Origin of the sequence: Erysipelothrix sp. strain 2 (EsS2-6-Brazil), from assembly GCF_016617625.1 — a bacterium.
In the GTDB taxonomy this organism is placed as follows: Bacteria; Bacillota_I; Bacilli_A; order Erysipelotrichales; family Erysipelotrichaceae; genus Erysipelothrix; species Erysipelothrix piscisicarius.
The window spans coordinates 327,080-345,205 of sequence record NZ_SBAR01000001.1 but is presented as its reverse complement, the minus strand read 5'-3'; the positions used below and the strand labels follow the sequence as shown (position 1 = coordinate 345,205).

Genomic DNA, 18,126 nt, shown 5'->3' with positions numbered 1-18,126 from the left:
TTCATTGACAGAATAATTATTAGAATCTAGTTGCTCTTTTTTAGTCCAACGGTAATACGTTGACTTAGGTACCCCAAAAAGATTCAAGATATCTTTAATTGATACAGTGTTGCGATACTCTTCAACGAGCTTGATGATTATTTCAGGAACCACATCCTCTCTCTTTCCAAATACTTTTTTAATAGTTCAATTTGTTGCTCCAAAGATTTAATTCTAAGTCTTTGTGTTTCTTCGACCGTGTCTCCTTCAGGCCCTTTTCCAAAAGTATATTGCTTGCCTACCGGTTGAGAAAATCGGTAGTGTTCACCATTTCGATACCATCTCCACCATGTTTTGACTTGAGTTACATTTTTTATTCCAAGTTCAGTCTGAATAAACCTGCTTGAGTAGCCTGCCAACTTCATTTCTATAACTTTCATCTTTGTCTCATAGCTATGCATAGTTCGTGTTCCCATATAAAAACCTCCTATATTGAACTATTTTACAATAATTCTCATACAAGAGGTTTTTTTCTTTAGTCCCACGGAACTAGGTCAGTTCCAAATAAACAATTCCGCAGGTGGGGTTTTTTATGGGGGTCCAAAATGTAAATATGATTAATATAAAGTATAATGATTCTATTCTACTTTATAGATTTGAATCGTGTCATCGTCATCAAAGAAATGATAGGCTAAATCGGAAAACGATTCAGGATGGGCAAGCACCGCTGGATACTTCCCATTTTTAAACAAATAAATCGAGGTATGTCGAACTTTTTTAAGAAGACAATTATAGATATGGATGTAATGACATTTACGAATGCGCTGATCATCACGACATCCCGTTAAAAGAAGGGGAGCACGTAGGTTACTCAAATCATCGAAGTAGGGTGTATTCCCAAATTCTAAGATTGCATTGGTTTCATTAACCACTGTTGTATGCCATTTTTTTCCATGAATCCTTCGGAGGTTAAACTTTCCGGGTATACTGGAAAGTAACTTGCGACGCTCACGTGCAAGCGATTCAAGAAATTGCGGGCTTGATGATTCACCCTGAAAGTTATCGGCAATGATTTTATGAATCCGTCCGGGTTCTTTGAGTGCAATATTCACTGCAACAATTGCACCACCGCTCATTCCAACTAATTTTACATCTCGATAATCTTTAATATGAATCAATTCTAAAACTTGAGCAGCCTCATAAGCCCAAATATCAAGTGGGAATGTATCAATCTGCTCGGATTTTCCATAACCTAAAAAATCAATGAGAACGACTTTAAAGTCATCTTTATATAAATCAATAATCGGTTTAAATACATCAGATGATGATGCATTACCATGTAGGAAAATCAAGGGGTCTCCCATACCGAATTCTTCATAAAAGATCTCATGCCCCATAAAATTGAAATAAGACATTGTGTAACCTCCAAAATTACAATATCCACATTATAGCAAACTCTTTGTAATAAAACACAAAGAATGATTAAGTTCTCTAAATTACACGATGTAGTTGTTTAAGAAAAAAAATTATTAGGATAAAAAAGAGTATGGTAAAATAAAAATCGAAAGGAGGTTTTTTAGGAATACAAGCGCCTGGCTCATATTGAGCGACGAGGAAAGAGGAGAATCGAGACTTCGGCGGATGCCTCTTCGGTTATATGGAATCGTAAGATAAGGACAAATAGAACAAATCCCTTATCAACCATAATCTTAAAATAATAGGAGATATATAATATGTGTGGAATTGTAGGATATGTTGGCACGCGTAATGCTGTCGACGTTTTAAGCGTGGGATTATCCCACTTAGAGTACCGAGGGTATGACTCAGTTGGTTTAGCGATTCAAGAAAGAAAAAAAATAAAAACGTATAAAGAAAAAGGAAAAATTAAGAATTTAGAAATGCAACTTGAAGCAGCTCGTAAAGGTGAACCTTCCTGTGGTATTGGTCATACGCGTTGGGCAACGCATGGTCGTGCATCTAAAAATAACGCGCACCCACATGGCACAGAAAATGTAGTGTTGGTACATAATGGCATTATTGAAAATTATTTAGAGTTGAAAGAAGAATTATTAGCACTTGGTTACAGTTTTGTATCAGAGACAGATTCTGAGGTTGCGGCCAAGTATTTGGATTATCTAATAAAGCAATCAATCTCAAATCAAAAAGCCATTGAATTACTGTGTGACCGGATTCGTGGTAGTTATGCTTTTGCGATCATGTTTTTAAACGAACAGGATGTTCTTTATGGTGTTCGGCACGGCAGTCCATTGTGTTTAGGTATTGGAAAAGATGAAATGTTTCTTGGTTCGGATATGTCACCCATTTTGAGTTATACCAATGAGTATATACTTCTTGATGATCGTGAAATTGTCCGTGTTGAGTCGGATTCGTTTGTGGTGTACCGATCCGATGGTATCGAAGTTAAAGATAAAGTAATTCATTTTGTGAATTGGAATCAAGAATCATCCGATCGACAATTGTTTGAGCATTTTATGCTTAAGGAAATACATGAACAACCCGATGTACTTGACCGAACTTTAAGAACTTATACACAAGCTGATGATGAGGGTTCGTTAAATGTTTCCTTGCCCATCCCGTGTGATTTCTTTACAAACATTAAAACCATCCACATTATTGCATGTGGAACGGCCCTTTATGCAGGGTTATGCGCAAAGTATTGGATTGAAGCTGAAACAGATTATCGAGTCATGATTCATACAGCAAGTGAGTTCCGTTATTATCCTTTAAAGCTCGGTGAAGCAGATTGTGCATGGTTTATTTCGCAAAGTGGTGAAACGGCAGATAGTCTTGCCTGTTTACGCATGGTTTCTGAGCAAGGAATTAAGACGCTTGGAATTGTGAATACTCAAGGGTCTTCAATCGCACGCGAGGTCGATGTGTGTATTTATACATGTGCGGGGTTTGAAAAATCTGTGGCGAGTACAAAAGCCTACACGGCACAGATCGCATTGTTGTATCTTATTACATTATCACTTCAAGAATCGAATCATCCACATCAAGCTCTTGTGATGCTTCAACAATGTATTCGTGCACAACAAGACCTGCTTGAACAAAAAGATGACATTCAAGCGCTCGCACGAAAATACTTGGGGATTTCTTCAGTGTTTTTCTTAGGTCGTGGACTGGACTTCGCAACCTCGGTTGAAGCATCGCTGAAACTCAAAGAAGTTTCTTATGTTATGAGTGATGCTTATCCGGCAGGGGAATTAAAACATGGAACCCTTGCTCTTATTGATCCAAAAGTACTTTCAATTGTGACCTTAACACAAATGGATACTAAAGAAAAAACCCTGAGCAATTTACAGGAGGTGCAAGCACGATCAGGTCAACTTTTGTTGATGACCAGCGACCCGATGCTTTCGAGTTTTTGTGATGATGTGTTCGTCGTGCCAAAGGTTGATGATAAAACCATGCCGTTTATCAGCATTATTGCACATCAATTGTTTGCCTATTACAGTGCAAAAATCAGAGACTGCGACATCGATTGTCCACGAAACCTGGCAAAATCAGTTACCGTAGAATAACAAAAGAAAAACGTATCCTTCGATACGTTTTTCTTTTGACGGTCAGTACGTGGATAAATCTCCAATCATCTTAACCACTATTTCACTAGAGCGAGAGCTCCCATTGGATCCCATGGTTCAAGCTCAATGACGTGATCACTTTCAAGGGCTGCAAGATAATCTTTCGGTACATATTTCTTGTCGACCATAACTTGGTAGTTGTATTCATCAAACCATTCATCAGTCATGGTGTAATAGCCTTTACGTGCATTACGATCTGTTCCCCAACTGTTTTCAACGTTCCAACGTGTTGGTTTTCCGTTTTCATCCAGATTAACCCCAACGAAAACCATGGCGTGGGTCATCAAACTGTCGCCATAATCAAGACGACCGGATTTATCAAGGTTTAATTCAGTATTAAGAACGCCTTTGAAATCAAAGGCATCTTTAGCCATAATTCCATTTTCACGATCGTGCATTTGCCCAACATCGCATCCAAACCATACTGGTTTTCCATCTTGAAGTTGTGCGATGGCTGCTTCTTTTAAAATTTGACTCGGTGCATTCACATACTTGATGGGATCTGCTTCCTTCACCGTTCCAAGATATTTAACTGTAAATGCTTTTCCATAAGGTTTATCAGCGGTTGGTGCATTGATAATGCTTACTTTATCTTTAAGATTCCATCCAACATATTCATTCATAAATGCTACAGGTGTGATGGTGTCGATTTTTTTATAATTACCATCTTTATCATGATACTCGTAGCTAAAGGTTTCTGGAGGTGTTCCAAGACATAAACATAAAATATGGTAAATTTCATATAACATTTCATCTTTGCTACGTGGGTTTTCAGATTCGCGCAGTTCATAAGCAAATTCGCGCAGTTTTGACGTGATGATTTTGTTCATGAAGGCAGAGTTTGAACTGTGATATGTTTCGGGCATGACTTCTTTCGGTACAACACCATATTTTTCTAAAATTCCTTTAAACATATCCCACTGACCACCATCTTGAATGGGACCAGAGAGTAGATGTTGGATTAAGCGACCATCAGTTGGTTCATCCTTTGTCTCAATAATGCTTTCAAGGAAGTAATTTGCCTTCTCTAATTTATCCCAAAAGAAAGGGTAACTTTCTGAGAATTCAAAGGTATCAACATTAAGACAACCCAGAACATCAGCACGCATTGTGTTTAGTGATGCAAACATCCAACAACGTCCGCTTGCTTTCTGATTGGTAATGTGACCCCCTTTAGCCTGAACAGAAAATGCATCAGGATAACGTGATGAGAGTGTGTGATCGACGGCAGTATCGTGAATGCCGTTGTGTGTTACTGCATTTTCAAGGGTGCGCGCCGTTTTATTATTTTGATATTCCGATTTGAATTCGGATAATAATGATTTTGAAATAGCCATTATAAGACCTCCTATATTAAATTAGGGTCACCTAATTTAATTGGTATTATACGCCTGATTAATTATGGTGTCAAGAAAGGTATACCTAATTATTCACGAATTAGCACTCATGTATTGACAGTGCTAACGAATGTGATATACTAAAGGTGTAATAGCACTCTGTATAAGTGAGTGCTAAAATAGGAGGCGGACATATGAAACAAACAGTTAGACCGACAACACTTTTAGAAAGCTTATTTGGTGATGATTTTATGAATAATGCAGGCTTTGGCACCGGAATTGATATTTATCGTGAATCTGGGAATTATCATGTTGATATTGAGATGCCTGGATTTGAAAAAGAAGATATTGATGTAGAATTTAGTGGTGACATCTTATCGATTAAGGCAGAACATCGCACATCTGAAGAAAAAGAAGAAAAGAATTATTTCTATCGTTCACGAAATCAAAAGAGCGTTAAACGACAAATTCGCTTTGCGGATGTTGATGCAAATGCCATTGATGCAACTTACGAACGCGGTATCTTATCAATTACTTTACCGACAAAAGTTGAAGAACAGCTTTCGAATAAGATTAGTGTTAAATAAAAAAGAGGGTAATTCCTCTTTTTTTTTTGATTTGTTAATTTTTGGTGAACAATGCTCACCTTCGTGCGAAGGGTGTTATAATTTATATGGAGTTGATGCAAATGATTACGTTATCTCAACAAATCGAATCTGTAATGATGGAACTTACTGACCGAGGTTTTGAAGCTTTTGTGGTTGGTGGGTTTGTTCGTGATGCGCTTATGGGCCATCGATCATTTGATATTGACTTATGTACTAACGCTTTACCCGAACAACTTCTAAAAATTTATAAAAATTATTCAATTGAACCGATTGGTCACGATTATGGTATTAAGTTTAGGGTGGATGAAGAGCATTTTGAAATTTCTACTATGCGACTTGAGGGTGATTATGAAGATGGCAGACGTCCATCACGCGTCGAGTTTATCAATCATCTCTATGATGATTCATTGCGTCGTGATTTTACGGTCAATGCGCTTTATTATCATCCACGGCATGGTTTGGTTGATTACCATCAGGGTGTTGACGATTTACACAATCGTAAGTTAAGGGTCATTGGCGACCCAAAGGTTCGTTTCGGAGAAGATGTATTGCGTCTTGCACGTTTGTATCGATTTAAATCTGAGCTTGGTTTTGACATCGAGGCGAAAACGTTGCATGCAGCTCAAAATCAGTTGGAGTCGCTTCACCGATTGAAGCTTGTGCAACTTTATCCAGACCTTACGCGATATCTAAATGGGCCCTATTTTGTAGAGACGAGTTTGCTTTGTCCCGAGTTTTTAATGACGGTATTTCCACCGTTAAAGGATACACTCGCGTTTGATCAACAGAATCCATTTCATGAATACACCCTTTACGAGCACACGATTCGTACCGTACAAGGAATTCCCAATCGAATGGATTTAAAGTTGGTTGGATTGTTTCATGATTTAGGAAAGGTCTTTGTGCAAACTGTAGACGATTCTGGAATTGCTCATTATCCCGGTCATGCGCAAGCAAGCGGTGTCATCGCACGTCCTTTCTTTGAAGGGTTTCAATATTCAAAAAAGAAAGTCACATATTTAGAGCGATTGATTCTCGAACACGATTTAAAAATTCAACCCGAGTCGGCACAAATCCAGCAACTTATTCGGGTTCATGGTATCGATTGGGTTCGAGATTTGATGATTGTGAAGCGCGCAGATAACTTGGCAAAAGGATTGGGTGCGCAGTATCAATTACAACGTTGCACGCATATCAATCATATTATTGATGAAGTTATCAGTCAAAAACGCCCCACATCCATACGAGATCTTGATATCTCGGCATCAGATTTAAAAAAGTTGGGCATTGAAGGAAAAAGGATAAATCAGTATCTCAATCTGTGTTTGGATCGTGTCATCGAAGGAACACTCCCCAATACACAAAAATCACTGTTGAATTGCATCAAGGAGGTTAATGCAGTATGAGTTATATTGAAGTTAAAGATATTACAAAAATATATAAAGTTGGAAATGTTGAAATATCAGCCTGTGCAGGTGTTGATTTTTCAATTAATAAAGGTGAGTTTATTGTCATTGTAGGACCATCTGGTGCAGGAAAGACAACGGTGATGAATATTATTGGAGGGATGGATTCGCCCACTTCCGGTACAGTTACAATTGATGAAAAAGAAATCACTGGAATGAGTGATCGCGAAATGACGGCGTACCGTCGTGACGATGTGGGTTTTGTTTTTCAGTCGTATAATTTAATTCCAAACCTTACGGCGTTAGAGAATGTTGAACTGGCAACCCAAATTTGTAATGATGCAAAAAATCCCCAGATGATTTTAGAACAAGTTGGTCTTGATAAACGGATGGGAAATTTCCCAGCACAAATGTCCGGTGGTGAACAACAACGGGTGGCGATTGCACGAGCGATTGCAAAGAATCCGAAGTTACTTCTTTGTGATGAACCAACCGGTGCACTTGATACGGAAACAGGGCAACAGGTGTTGCGTGTTTTACGTGATTGTTCCGATATTTATAATATGACCGTGGTGATTATTACGCATAATCAAACCATTACACAAATTGCTGATCGCGTTATCGAGATTAAAAACGGTAGAGTCGAACGTAATTGGGTTAATGATGATGTAAAGTCAGTGGATGACATCTCATGGTAAAAGATATCCTACGCGAAATTAAGGCGAAATGGTTTCAGTTTGTTGCGATCCTTATAATCACCGCGTTGGGGGTTGGTTTTTTTGTTGGGATTCGTGTAACCGGATACGATATGCGTGCAACCGGTGATCGTTATATGAAAGAAAGCGAAGTGATGGATTTAGAATACCGTCACAGTCTTGGTATCGATCAAGCCATGTTGGATCAACTGAGTGACATTGTCGATGGTGATGCCGTCGGTGTCTATGATGGCGATGCTTTTATGAATCTGCGTGATGTTGATGGGGTTATGAAAGTTATTGACCTAAACGATCAGACAGAAAAAGACATTACACTTGTTGACGGGAGGATGCCGAGTCACAAAAACGAAGTGGTCGTGGATAAAGTGCTCCAAGAGCACCGTGGATTTTCGTTGGGGGACACAATAAAGTTAAAGAAAAATGATGTCTTTAGACCTGCAAATCTAAAAATAGTTGGGTTTGCGGAATCAAGTCTGTATATGAATTTAGAACGTGGACAGAGTAAAGTAGGCTCGGGTAATGTTTTAGGATTTATGTATGGATTTGATCTGGATAAAGAGATTGACGTGTTCACCAGTGCGCGATTTGTATTTGCAGAGGGCGCGGATGTCGAAGATCAAAAGCAACGGATTAAAGACCATGAAGCATCGCTATCCTCACAACGATTTGATCGTGCTTCTAAACCGGCGTTTGAAAAACTCCAAGATGCGCAAGAAGAATTAGATCAAAAACGTCTTGAAGCAGATCGTGAATTTGCGAAAGGGGCTCAAGCCCTCACGCAGTCCAAACTTCAACTGCAAGATGCCCATGAAGAACTTGAAAATGGCATTCTTGAATTATCATCGCAGCCTGGACCTGGTGATTTACAAACAAAGCTTGACAGTGCCGTGCGTCGTTTTGCGCAAACGGTGGGTGAGCGTGAGAATATTCTAAAAGGATATGAAACAGAACTTGAAGAAGGGAAGGCCCAATATACTTCGGGGTTAGAATCTTTAGAGTCAAAACGTCCAGAAATTGATGCATTAAAAGAAATTGTCGACTCACTGCCTGAACCTCAAAAAACAGAAGCGTTGACGGCGATTGCATCGTTTGATAAAGCAGAAGCAACGCTTAACGCGACGAAGCTGGAACTTGATCAAAACGAAACAGAAATTAAAACAGGATATGAGCGTCTTGAACAGGGCAAGGTAGAATTTAAAGCGGGTCAAGAACGTATTCAAAAAGGAATTCAAGAATATAATCAAGGATTAAAAAGTTTAACCGAGGCAGAACAAGCATTTAATCTTAAAAAAACAGAAGCGTATGACCAAATTGAGTCGGGTCAAAAAGAAATTGATGCAGGATTACAAGAGCTTGAAGATGCAGATCATGGGAAACTCTATCTGCTTGATCGGGAAGATGTGCTAATTGGATATCGTGAGTTTTACCAAGATAGTGACCGTATTGAAGCGATTGGTCAGGTCTTTCCATTAATCTTCTTTGGTGTTGCAATTCTTGTAACGCTCAGTACTGTAACCCGAATGGTTGATGAATCACGCATGCAAATGGGTGTCTATAAAGCGCTTGGATACTCTTGGTTTGCTTCTGCAATGAAGTTTGTTGGTTTTACAGGTCTTGCATGGATTTTGGGTTCAATCTTAGGGCTTATCATGGGCTTCTACATGATTCCAACACTTATCTATAATGCATATCGCATTATGTATCTTACACCCGAACTTGAGCGTGGTTTTGTTTGGAGTTATGCAGCAGTTCCGCTCTTGATTAGTTTTGTATCAAGTGTTGGCGTTGCAATGATTAAATCCATGTCAGTCAGCCGTGAGAAAGCAGCAAACCTATTACGTCCACCCCTTCCCAAAAGCGGTCAACGAATTCTTCTCGAACGGATTCCGATGATTTGGGATCGTCTTAGCTTTCTTTATAAAGTGAGCCTGCGTAATTTATTTAGAAATAAAACGCGCTTTGCGATGACCGTTGTCGGAATAGGCGGTTGTTGTGGGCTCCTAATTACGGGATTTGGTATTAAACATTCAATCTATTCGATTGTAGATAAACAATTTGATGAAGTGATCCAATACGACGGTATGGTTCTCTATGATCGTGACATCTCAACTGAAAATATTACGGTGACCGATTCCATTCATCTTGCAACCGAAGCAGCAAAAGTAGATGATTTAGATGTAACGCTTTATGTTGCGGAAGATTTTAAAGCCTTACCGAACTTTATTCAATTAAAAGATCGTCATACAAAAGCACCGATTTCGGTCGAAAAGGACCCGATTGTCATTACCGAAAAACTTGCCATCTTAAAAAATGTGGATGTTGGCGATGTGATGACGTTCAGGGTAAATGAACAAGAATATGAGTTTGAAATCGGTGGAATTTCTGAAAACTATGTTGCGCATTACATCTTTATGAGTGAGGCACAGCATCAAGTCTTGACAGGAAAGAAACTTCCTGAGAATATGTATCTCTTTAATACATCGGATGATCACGATCAGGTTGCGGAAAAACTACTGAGCCAAGATTCTGTGTTTAATGTTAGTTTCTTGGGTGATATGCGTGAGTCCTATCAGGATATGATGGGTAATTTTGATATTGTCATCTATGTAATTGTGGGTGCCGCATTTGCTTTAGAAGTGATTGTGCTTTTAAACCTCATTACCATGAATATTAGTGAGCGATATAAAGAACTGGCGACACTCAAGGTGCTTGGTTTTTATCCAAAAGAATTGGCGACATATATCTTGCGCGAGAACATTATTCTTACATTAATGAGTTTGATATTTGGTGTTGGTTTCGGATATTTCCTCCATCAATTTGTAGTTGTTCAAGCAGAATTGGATGCAATCATGTTTAATCGTGAGCTGTTACCAATGAGTATTGTGTTGGCCAGCGTGCTGACCTTTGCCCTCTCAATTGTCATTAACATCTTAATGGCACGACGCGCAAATAATGTTAATATGAGTGAAGCTTTAAAGACTTTTGATGATTAAATGATGACAAAGAGGCGCTTGCCTCTTTGCCTTCGTTTGTAGTATCATTTTGAAATTATGATATAATAAAGTATATCGTTTAAGTGAAAATGCCTCAGTATTGACAATTGAGGCTGTAATTTGTAGAATTACTGTTATAGAAAATTTGGAGGATTGTTTGTGGAAAACAGTGACCAGGATAGTTATCCTAAAAGGGATCAAAATTACAGTGTAGTTATAGGGGGAGTTCAATAATGCTTGTTCAAGTTATAACCCTAGTATTTTTAGTGCTTTTAAATGCTTTTTTTGCCGGAAGTGAATTAGCGTTTGTTTCAATTAATAATAACAAACTAAAAAGTATGGCTGAGGAAGGAAATAAAAAGGCACGACGTGTATTGAATCTTAAAGAAATTCCAAACCGTTTTTTATCAACCATTCAAATTGGTGTTTCATTAGCAAGTATTTTGTCAGGGGCTTTTGCTTCAGAAGCATTTGCACAAGTACTCACTGATTGGGTTGTACAAAATGGTTGGATGGCTGCTTCGGTTATGAAGCCAATTTCTATGATTTTGATTACACTGTTGACATCATATTTAATGCTTGTTTTTGGAGAACTTGTGCCAAAGCGCATTGCGATGACCAGTCCAGAAAAATTTGCTTTTTTTGTTGTTTATCCTATTTCGTGGCTGGCTGTGTTCACGAAGCCCTTGGTGAAATTTTTGTCAGTATCCACCAATCTTGTATTAAGAATTATTGGAATTGATCCAAATAAAGTTGAAGATGAAGTGACTGAGGAAGAAATTCGAATCATGGTTGATGCGGGTGAAATTGATGTCACAGAAAAAGAAATGATTAATAATATCTTTGAGTTTGATAATCTGGATGTTGCTGATATTATGACGCACCGTACAGAAGTTGTGGGTATTGATGTATCCAGCTCTTTTGCTGAGATTATGGAACTTGTGGACGAAGAACGCTATACACGTTATCCAGTTTATGAGGATAGTATCGATAATATTATTGGTTTAATTCATTTGCGTGACTTATTGCGTTATGTTAAAGATCATCGCGAGGATGAAGTATTTGAAATTAAGAAAATTATTCGTGAACCTTATTACGTACCCGATTCTAAACGTACCGATGAGCTTTTCAGAGAATTACAAAACAGTAAGATGCACTTTGCGGTCGTTATCGATGAGTATGGTGGTACGGCTGGGATTGTTACGATGGAAGATCTCATTGAAGAAATTATGGGTAACATCATGGATGAATATGATGAGGAAGAAGAACAAGAAATTGTTCCCGTTAATGTTGATGAGTATTTAGTAGATGGTGCCTGTGATATTGAGGATTTGGAAGATGTTTTAGAAATTAATCTTCCAGTTGAAGATTATGATACTGTAAGTGGTTTTGTAGTGGGGCAAATCGGGCGTCTTCCAACAGAAGAAGATGTGCGTGAAGATTTATCAGATGTAATTTATCATGGATACCGCTTTTCAATCATGGAGCTTGATGAAAAGGTCATTGCACGGGTTCGTGTTACAAAAGAAAAGGAAGTCGATCTCGACTCCCTAGAAGATTAGATATAATACATATTACCGTCGCCGGATTCATTTTTTATGAGTTCGGCGATTTCTTTTAGTTTAATACCTTTTAATGTTTCGCGTAATGCTGCATCAATAGGGGTATATAAATGCGTACACAGTGCAGCATTAATAATATTATCATCTGTTGAAGCAGGGGTTTTCTCAAAAAGCGATGGTTCTAAGGCGTTGAGAATGTTAAACATATTACATTCCTTGGACTTTAAATAATAACCGCCCGCAGGACCCTTTACAGCGTCAACGAGATTCGCTTGCTTTAAACTGGAAAAAACTTGTTCAAGATAAATTTTGGAAATATTTAAATGCTCAGCGATATTAACCAGGGTGGTAAGTTCTTGATCGTTGATGTGCATATATGTCATCGCGGCAATACCGTAACGTGTTCGTGCAGATAATTTCATGTCATCACTCCTTATTACCTATAATGTTATGTCTTTTACTAGGTAAAGTCAATGAAACTGAAAGAGTGTTAGAATTGACATGAATATAAATAGTTGTATAATACATATATAACATATAGGTAAAGGTGATAATATGAAAACATATAAAAATATAACAGAATTAATTGGACGCACGCCTCTTGTTGAGTTGTCGAACATTTCAAAAGAAGCTGGACTTAAAAACCCAATTCTTGCTAAGGTAGAATTTTTTAATCCAGGTGGTAGTGTTAAAGATCGTATTGCATTCGCAATGTTAACTGAGGCACGTAAACAAGGTTTCGTTAATGATGAAACCGTTATTATTGAGCCAACCAGTGGAAATACTGGTATTGGACTTGCTTCAATTGGTGCATCCATGGGTCTTAAGGTGATATTAACGATGCCTGAAACGATGAGTGTCGAACGTCGTAATTTATTAAAAGCTTATGGCGCAGAACTTGTTCTTACGGATGGTGCTGCTGGAATGAAAGGGGCCATTGCTAAGGCTGAGGAACTTGCGAAGGAATACGAAAATTCATTTATTCCATCACAATTTGATAATCAAGCTAACGTACAAGCTCACTACACAACTACAGGTCCTGAAATTTATGCGGACACTGATGGTAAAGTAGATATCTTTATTGCAGGTATTGGTACCGGCGGAACCATTACGGGTACGGGTATGTATCTAAAAGAACAAAATCCAAATATTCAAGTGATTACGGTTGAACCCGAAAATTCAGCAGTGCTCTCGGGTGAAAAACCCGGCCCACATAAACTCCAAGGTCTGGGTGCAGGGTTTGTACCATCGATTCTTCAAACAGATATCTATGAAGAGATTTTACGAATTACGGATTCAGAGGCATTTGTTATGGGTCGTCAATTGGCCCAAAAAGAAGGTTTACTTGTAGGTGTCTCTTCCGGTGCTGCGGTTGCTGCTGCACTTAAAGTAGCACAACGACCTGAAAATGAAGGCAAAACGATTGTTGTCGTCCTTCCAGATACCGGGGAACGTTATCTATCAACACCCATGTTTAACGAATAAGTATAAAAGAACACGGTAATTGAATCAAAACAATCGTGTGCATATACCACGATTAGATTGTTTGAAGTTCTATCAGGTATCCCTAAAGAATACAGGGATGCCTTTTTTGTGGGTCATCGTATGCGAAATATTGTTTTCTTTCGTAACATCGATAATTTATGGTAATATTTAGAATATAGAGTGAATGCGAGGATAGAGATGATGACGAAGAAAAAACAAGCACGATATCAACAAATTGCCCTGGATATTGCAGCTCGAATTGCACGCAATGATCTGCTTGAAGGTGAACGGATCTCGGGGCGATCCATTTTATCAAGTGAATACGGTGTATCACCTGAAACGATTCGAAGAGCGATGAGTCTTCTTGAAGAGGTTGAGGTGGTTCATGTGGCCAATAATTATGGTGTGATTATCGGTGCGAAAGAAGCTGCGATTGCTTATTTAGATTCTTTTTCTTCGGTTTCTGATGTCACTCAACTCAAGCATCGTCTGAATGCATTGATGGATAAGCGTCATGAGATTGATGAGGAAATTCGAACGATAATCAGTCAAATTGTGGATTTGTCTGGTCGATTTTCATTCTCAGATCCCTTAAAACGTTTTGAATTTACCTTACACGCGGGTTCAAAACTAATTGGTCAAACGATTGGGAGTTCCGCATTTTATCAGACTACAAAAATGACAATCATTGCTTTAAATCGCCAAGGTACGATGATATTATCCCCTGGACCGGATGCTGTTTTTGAAGAAAACGATGTTTTGGTGGTAGTGGGACATGTGGCGGATGTTGTTAAGGTAGAAATGTTGGTTCAAGACTAGTCAAATAAAGTGTGATGTGATAAGATAATCTTGAAAAATCGTACTAAAGATATATTGGTTTTGTTGGAACTTTTAGAGACAAGTTGGTTGGTGAAAAACTTGAGGAACACGAAATCAATGCTCCTTTAGAAGATGAGGAAACTCCGTATTGTTTGCGTTAAAAACAGGAGAGATGTATACACTTGTATAAATCAGGATGGTACCGCGTGAAAACGTTCCTGGATGGAATGTTTTTTTTATGTTTAGGAGGAAGTTATGAAGCAACTTACAAGTAGTGAAATAAGAACTATGTTTTTGGATTATTTTAAAGCACAAGATCACATGATTGAACCGGGTGCACCCCTTGTTCCAATCGATGATGATACCCTTTTATGGATTAATTCTGGGGTTGCTGCACTTAAAAAATATTTTGATGGTCGTGTTAAACCTAAGAAACCACGTATCGCAAACGTCCAAAAGTCATTGCGCACCAATGATATCGATAATGTAGGTAAGACAGCGCGTCACCATACATTTTTCGAAATGCTCGGAAATTTTTCAATCGGAGATTATTTTAAAGAAGAAGCCATTGGGTTTGCATATGAGTTTTTATTTTCTCCAGAATGGCTTGATTTGGATGTAAGTAAAGCGTATTTTAGTGTGCATACAGATGACCAAGAAGCTTTTGATATTTGGGTTAATAAATATAACGTGAATCCATCACGTATTTTACGCACGGATGATAACTTCTGGCAAATTGGTGATGGTCCTTGTGGTCCGAACTCAGAAATTTTTTATGATCGCGGTGAAAAATATGATCCCGAACATATCGGCGAGCGTCTTTTCTTTGAAGATCTTGAAAATGACCGTTATGTTGAAGTTTGGAACATTGTATTTTCACAATTTGATGGTGTTGAAGGTGGGGATATCCATACCTTTAAAGAACTTCCACAGAAAAACATTGATACAGGAATGGGTTTTGAACGTCTTGTAAGTATTGTTCAAGATGGTGATACAAACTTTGATACAGATTTATTTATTCCAATCATCCAAGCAATTGAAGCATTGACACCGCTTAAATATCACGACAATGTGATGGCATACCGTGTTATTTCTGATCATATTCGTTCATTAGTCTTTACACTAGCAGATGGTGCCGTGTTCTCTAATGAAGGACGTGGTTATGTTTTACGTCGCATTTTACGTCGTGCTGTACGTTTTGGTAAAGTGTTAGAAATTGAAGGAACCTTCCTTCATACATTAGTAGATGATGTTATTGCAGTTATGGGAGATGCATATCCAAACCTAGCAGAACATCGCGATATGATTGTGAAATTGATTTTGAGTGAGGAAGAGCGTTTTGCGAAGACATTGGCAGGCGGTGAGAAACTCTTACTTGATACAATTGAAGCAAACAAAGAGGCAATCATCACAGGGGAAGTTGCGTTTAAACTCTATGATACCTACGGTTTCCCAATTGAATTAACACAAGAAATTGCAGAAGAACATCACGTTTCCGTTGATTTGGAAGGTTTTAAAGCGTCGTTAGAAGAACAAAAAGAACGCGCACGCAGCAGTCGTCAAAAAGTTGAATCTATGGGTTCGCAACAAGAAGATCTTCTAAATTTCAAAGAAAACAGTGAGTTTATTTATGATTCGTTTGAAACACAGGGTCGCGTTGTGGGTTTATTTGTGGATGGCAAGCAAGTTGACGCCTTTACAGGTAAGGGGCATGTTGTTTTTGATAAAACATGTTTCTATGCTGAAAGTGGTGGACAAGTTGCGGATACAGGTACCATTGAATCCGATAGTGCTAAAGGAAATGTTCTTGATGTTAAGAAAGCGAATGGTGGACAGCCACTTCATTTTGTCGAAGTAGATGGAACCATTACAATGGGTCAAGTGTTTGATTTGAAAATTGACGCAAAACGTCGAATTTTAATTCGAAAAAATCACTCATGTGTTCACTTATTGCATTCTGCATTAAAGACTGTCGTTGGCGATCATGTGTCGCAAGCAGGCTCTTATGTTGATGAAAACTATTTCCGTTTCGATTTCTCACACTTTGAAAAGGTAACGGATGAGCAACTTGAAAAAGTTGAACTGATGATTAATCAATGGATTGCGGAGTCGTTACCAATTACGGTTGTTGAGAAACCACTTGAAGAAGCAAAAGCAATGGGGGCGATGGCATTATTTTCAGAAAATTATGGATCGGTTGTTCGCGTCGTGACAATGGGAGATGCTTCTATGGAATTATGTGGTGGAACCCATGCGCATGGAACAGGTGAAATCGGTGTCTTTAAACTAGTATCAGAAGAAAGTGTTGGTTCAGGTGTTCGCCGTATTCTAGGAAAAACAAGTTTCGGTGCTTATGAATCATATAAAGAAACAGAATTGGAAGTCGATCAAATTCGCACACAACTTAAATTGTCACCACAAAAATCAATTCAAACTAAGATTGAAGAGATGGAAGCAGAAATCAAGCAGTTAGAAGGCAAATACAAACTCATGATGGCGGATGTTCTCAAGGCTAAAACGCAAGAGTATATTCAAATGGCTGAACAGGTAGGAAATGACTTGAGTTTTGTTTGGATTGATATGGAAGATCAAGAGATGAATGTTGTCAAAGAACTTGTTGAACGCATTCGTGATCATGTCGATATTGTTTTTGTTGCAAATCATAAAGCATCCTCAGTAAACTTTGTTGTGGGATGCAGTGAAAAAGCAATTCAAGCTGGTATTAAAGCGGGAGATTTAGCGAAAGAAGCAGCAGTAACAACTGGTGGTAATGGTGGTGGTAAACCTAATTTTGCACAAGCCGGTGGTAAAGATATCACTAAAATAAATGATGCCAAATTAGTGATTTCTAACAAAATTGCTTAATAACTTTATCTTTTAAGGTTTATACGATAAAATAGAAATAAAGGATGTGATATAAATGTCGAAACACAATGTGACAGAAACAATGGCTTTTAATTCAGATGAAGTTCGTCGTGATCGAATTAAAGAAATCCTTGCTGAAGTAGAATCAGCACTCGAGGAACGCGGCTATCAATCCGTGAGTCAGATTTCTGGGTATTTGATTTCAAATGATCCAGCTTATATTTCTTCGCACAATAACGCGCGTGTGAAGATTCAGGAAGTTGAACGTTACGAAATTATTGAAGAGTTAGTACGTTTTTATCTTAGTGAAAAATAAATGATAGGTAAAATAATTGGTCTCGATCTTGGATCGAAAACGTGCGGTGTCGCGCTGTCTGATGGGCTTGGAATGTATGCTCATCCAGTTGAGACATTGTATTACAAAGTCTCAGTAGATGAGTTAAAGGAACCATTGGAAGCTTTAATCAAAAAAGAGCGCGTTAAAGTAATTGCATTGGGTTTTCCTAAGATGATGAATAATGATGTTGGGGAGCGTGCCCAAATTTCTGAAGATTTTAAAATGACATTGGAGTCTTGGTTTAATTGTGAAGTTGTACTCATCGATGAACGACTTACAAGTGTGGTGGCAAATCGTCAACTCATTGATCAAGATGTATCACGAAAAAAAAGAAAGAAAGTTGTCGATCAACTTGCGGCCGTTCATATACTTCAAACATATTTGGATAAACGCCGTTTTATGGAGGGAAATTAA

Annotated in this window: 14 protein-coding genes and 1 pseudogene; 11 read left to right on the top strand and 4 right to left on the bottom strand. The window is 38.3% G+C overall.

The window, feature by feature from the left end:
- Both EPJ89_RS01640 and EPJ89_RS01635 read right to left on the bottom strand, forming a co-directional pair.
- A pseudogene (locus EPJ89_RS01640) lies at nt 1-455 on the bottom strand (IS3 family transposase); the annotation flags it as partial.
- Nucleotides 456-617: 162 nt separating this feature from the next.
- Nucleotides 618-1,394 (bottom strand): alpha/beta fold hydrolase, encoded by a 777-nt coding sequence (locus EPJ89_RS01635; protein ID WP_200548840.1) that lies wholly within the window; start codon nt 1,392-1,394, stop codon nt 618-620.
- A gap of 318 nt (nt 1,395-1,712) precedes the next feature.
- On the opposite strand from EPJ89_RS01635, the gene glmS reads away from it, so the two are divergent.
- Nucleotides 1,713-3,524, top strand: coding sequence for a glutamine--fructose-6-phosphate transaminase (isomerizing) (gene glmS / locus EPJ89_RS01630; RefSeq protein ID WP_200548839.1), 1,812 nt, complete (start codon nt 1,713-1,715; stop codon nt 3,522-3,524).
- Between the two features lie 77 nt (nt 3,525-3,601).
- On the opposite strand, the gene EPJ89_RS01625 is transcribed toward glmS, so the two are convergent.
- The gene (locus EPJ89_RS01625) at nt 3,602-4,921 is read right to left on the bottom strand and encodes an aminopeptidase C (RefSeq protein WP_200548838.1); all 1,320 of its coding nucleotides are present in this window, start codon (nt 4,919-4,921) and stop codon (nt 3,602-3,604) included.
- 194 nt (nt 4,922-5,115) lie between these two features.
- Between EPJ89_RS01625 and EPJ89_RS01620 the strand changes: the two genes are divergently transcribed.
- The 5 genes from EPJ89_RS01620 to EPJ89_RS01600 all read left to right on the top strand — a co-directional run bounded on the left by EPJ89_RS01620 (nt 5,116) and on the right by EPJ89_RS01600 (nt 12,206).
- The gene (locus EPJ89_RS01620) at nt 5,116-5,508 is read left to right on the top strand and encodes an Hsp20/alpha crystallin family protein (protein ID WP_125164751.1); all 393 of its coding nucleotides are present in this window, start codon (nt 5,116-5,118) and stop codon (nt 5,506-5,508) included.
- 101 nt (nt 5,509-5,609) lie between these two features.
- Nucleotides 5,610-6,935: a CCA tRNA nucleotidyltransferase gene (locus tag EPJ89_RS01615; RefSeq protein ID WP_161636678.1), complete on the top strand. Its 1,326-nt coding sequence runs from the start codon at nt 5,610-5,612 to the stop codon at nt 6,933-6,935.
- Entirely contained in the window at nt 6,932-7,633 is a 702-nt protein-coding gene (locus EPJ89_RS01610; RefSeq protein WP_125164749.1) for an ABC transporter ATP-binding protein, read from the top strand. Before EPJ89_RS01615 ends, EPJ89_RS01610 begins: the two co-directional genes overlap by 4 nt.
- A complete protein-coding gene (locus EPJ89_RS01605) occupies nt 7,627-10,644 on the top strand; it encodes an ABC transporter permease (RefSeq protein WP_200548837.1) in 3,018 nt (1,005 codons plus the stop codon). The genes EPJ89_RS01610 and EPJ89_RS01605 overlap by 7 nt, the downstream gene beginning before the upstream one ends.
- 233 nt (nt 10,645-10,877) lie before the next feature.
- Nucleotides 10,878-12,206 (top strand): hemolysin family protein, encoded by a 1,329-nt coding sequence (locus tag EPJ89_RS01600; RefSeq protein ID WP_200548836.1) that lies wholly within the window; start codon nt 10,878-10,880, stop codon nt 12,204-12,206.
- Here EPJ89_RS01600 and EPJ89_RS01595 read toward each other — a convergent pair.
- Nucleotides 12,203-12,628 (bottom strand): RrF2 family transcriptional regulator, encoded by a 426-nt coding sequence (locus tag EPJ89_RS01595; RefSeq protein ID WP_123171725.1) that lies wholly within the window; start codon nt 12,626-12,628, stop codon nt 12,203-12,205. The genes EPJ89_RS01600 and EPJ89_RS01595 overlap by 4 nt on opposite strands.
- Before the next feature lie 133 nt (nt 12,629-12,761).
- On the opposite strand from EPJ89_RS01595, the gene cysK reads away from it, so the two are divergent.
- From cysK to ruvX, 5 genes are all read left to right on the top strand, one after another.
- The gene (gene cysK / locus EPJ89_RS01590; RefSeq protein ID WP_200542749.1) at nt 12,762-13,691 is read left to right on the top strand and encodes a cysteine synthase A; all 930 of its coding nucleotides are present in this window, start codon (nt 12,762-12,764) and stop codon (nt 13,689-13,691) included.
- 198 nt (nt 13,692-13,889) lie between these two features.
- Nucleotides 13,890-14,510 (top strand): TrkA C-terminal domain-containing protein, encoded by a 621-nt coding sequence (locus EPJ89_RS01585; RefSeq protein WP_125164745.1) that lies wholly within the window; start codon nt 13,890-13,892, stop codon nt 14,508-14,510.
- 255 nt (nt 14,511-14,765) lie between these two features.
- Nucleotides 14,766-17,375, top strand: coding sequence for an alanine--tRNA ligase (gene alaS / locus EPJ89_RS01580; RefSeq protein WP_200548835.1), 2,610 nt, complete (start codon nt 14,766-14,768; stop codon nt 17,373-17,375).
- A 55-nt stretch (nt 17,376-17,430) separates the two neighbouring features.
- Entirely contained in the window at nt 17,431-17,691 is a 261-nt protein-coding gene (locus tag EPJ89_RS01575) for an IreB family regulatory phosphoprotein (protein WP_125164743.1), read from the top strand.
- Entirely contained in the window at nt 17,692-18,126 is a 435-nt protein-coding gene (gene ruvX, locus EPJ89_RS01570; RefSeq protein WP_125164742.1) for a Holliday junction resolvase RuvX, read from the top strand.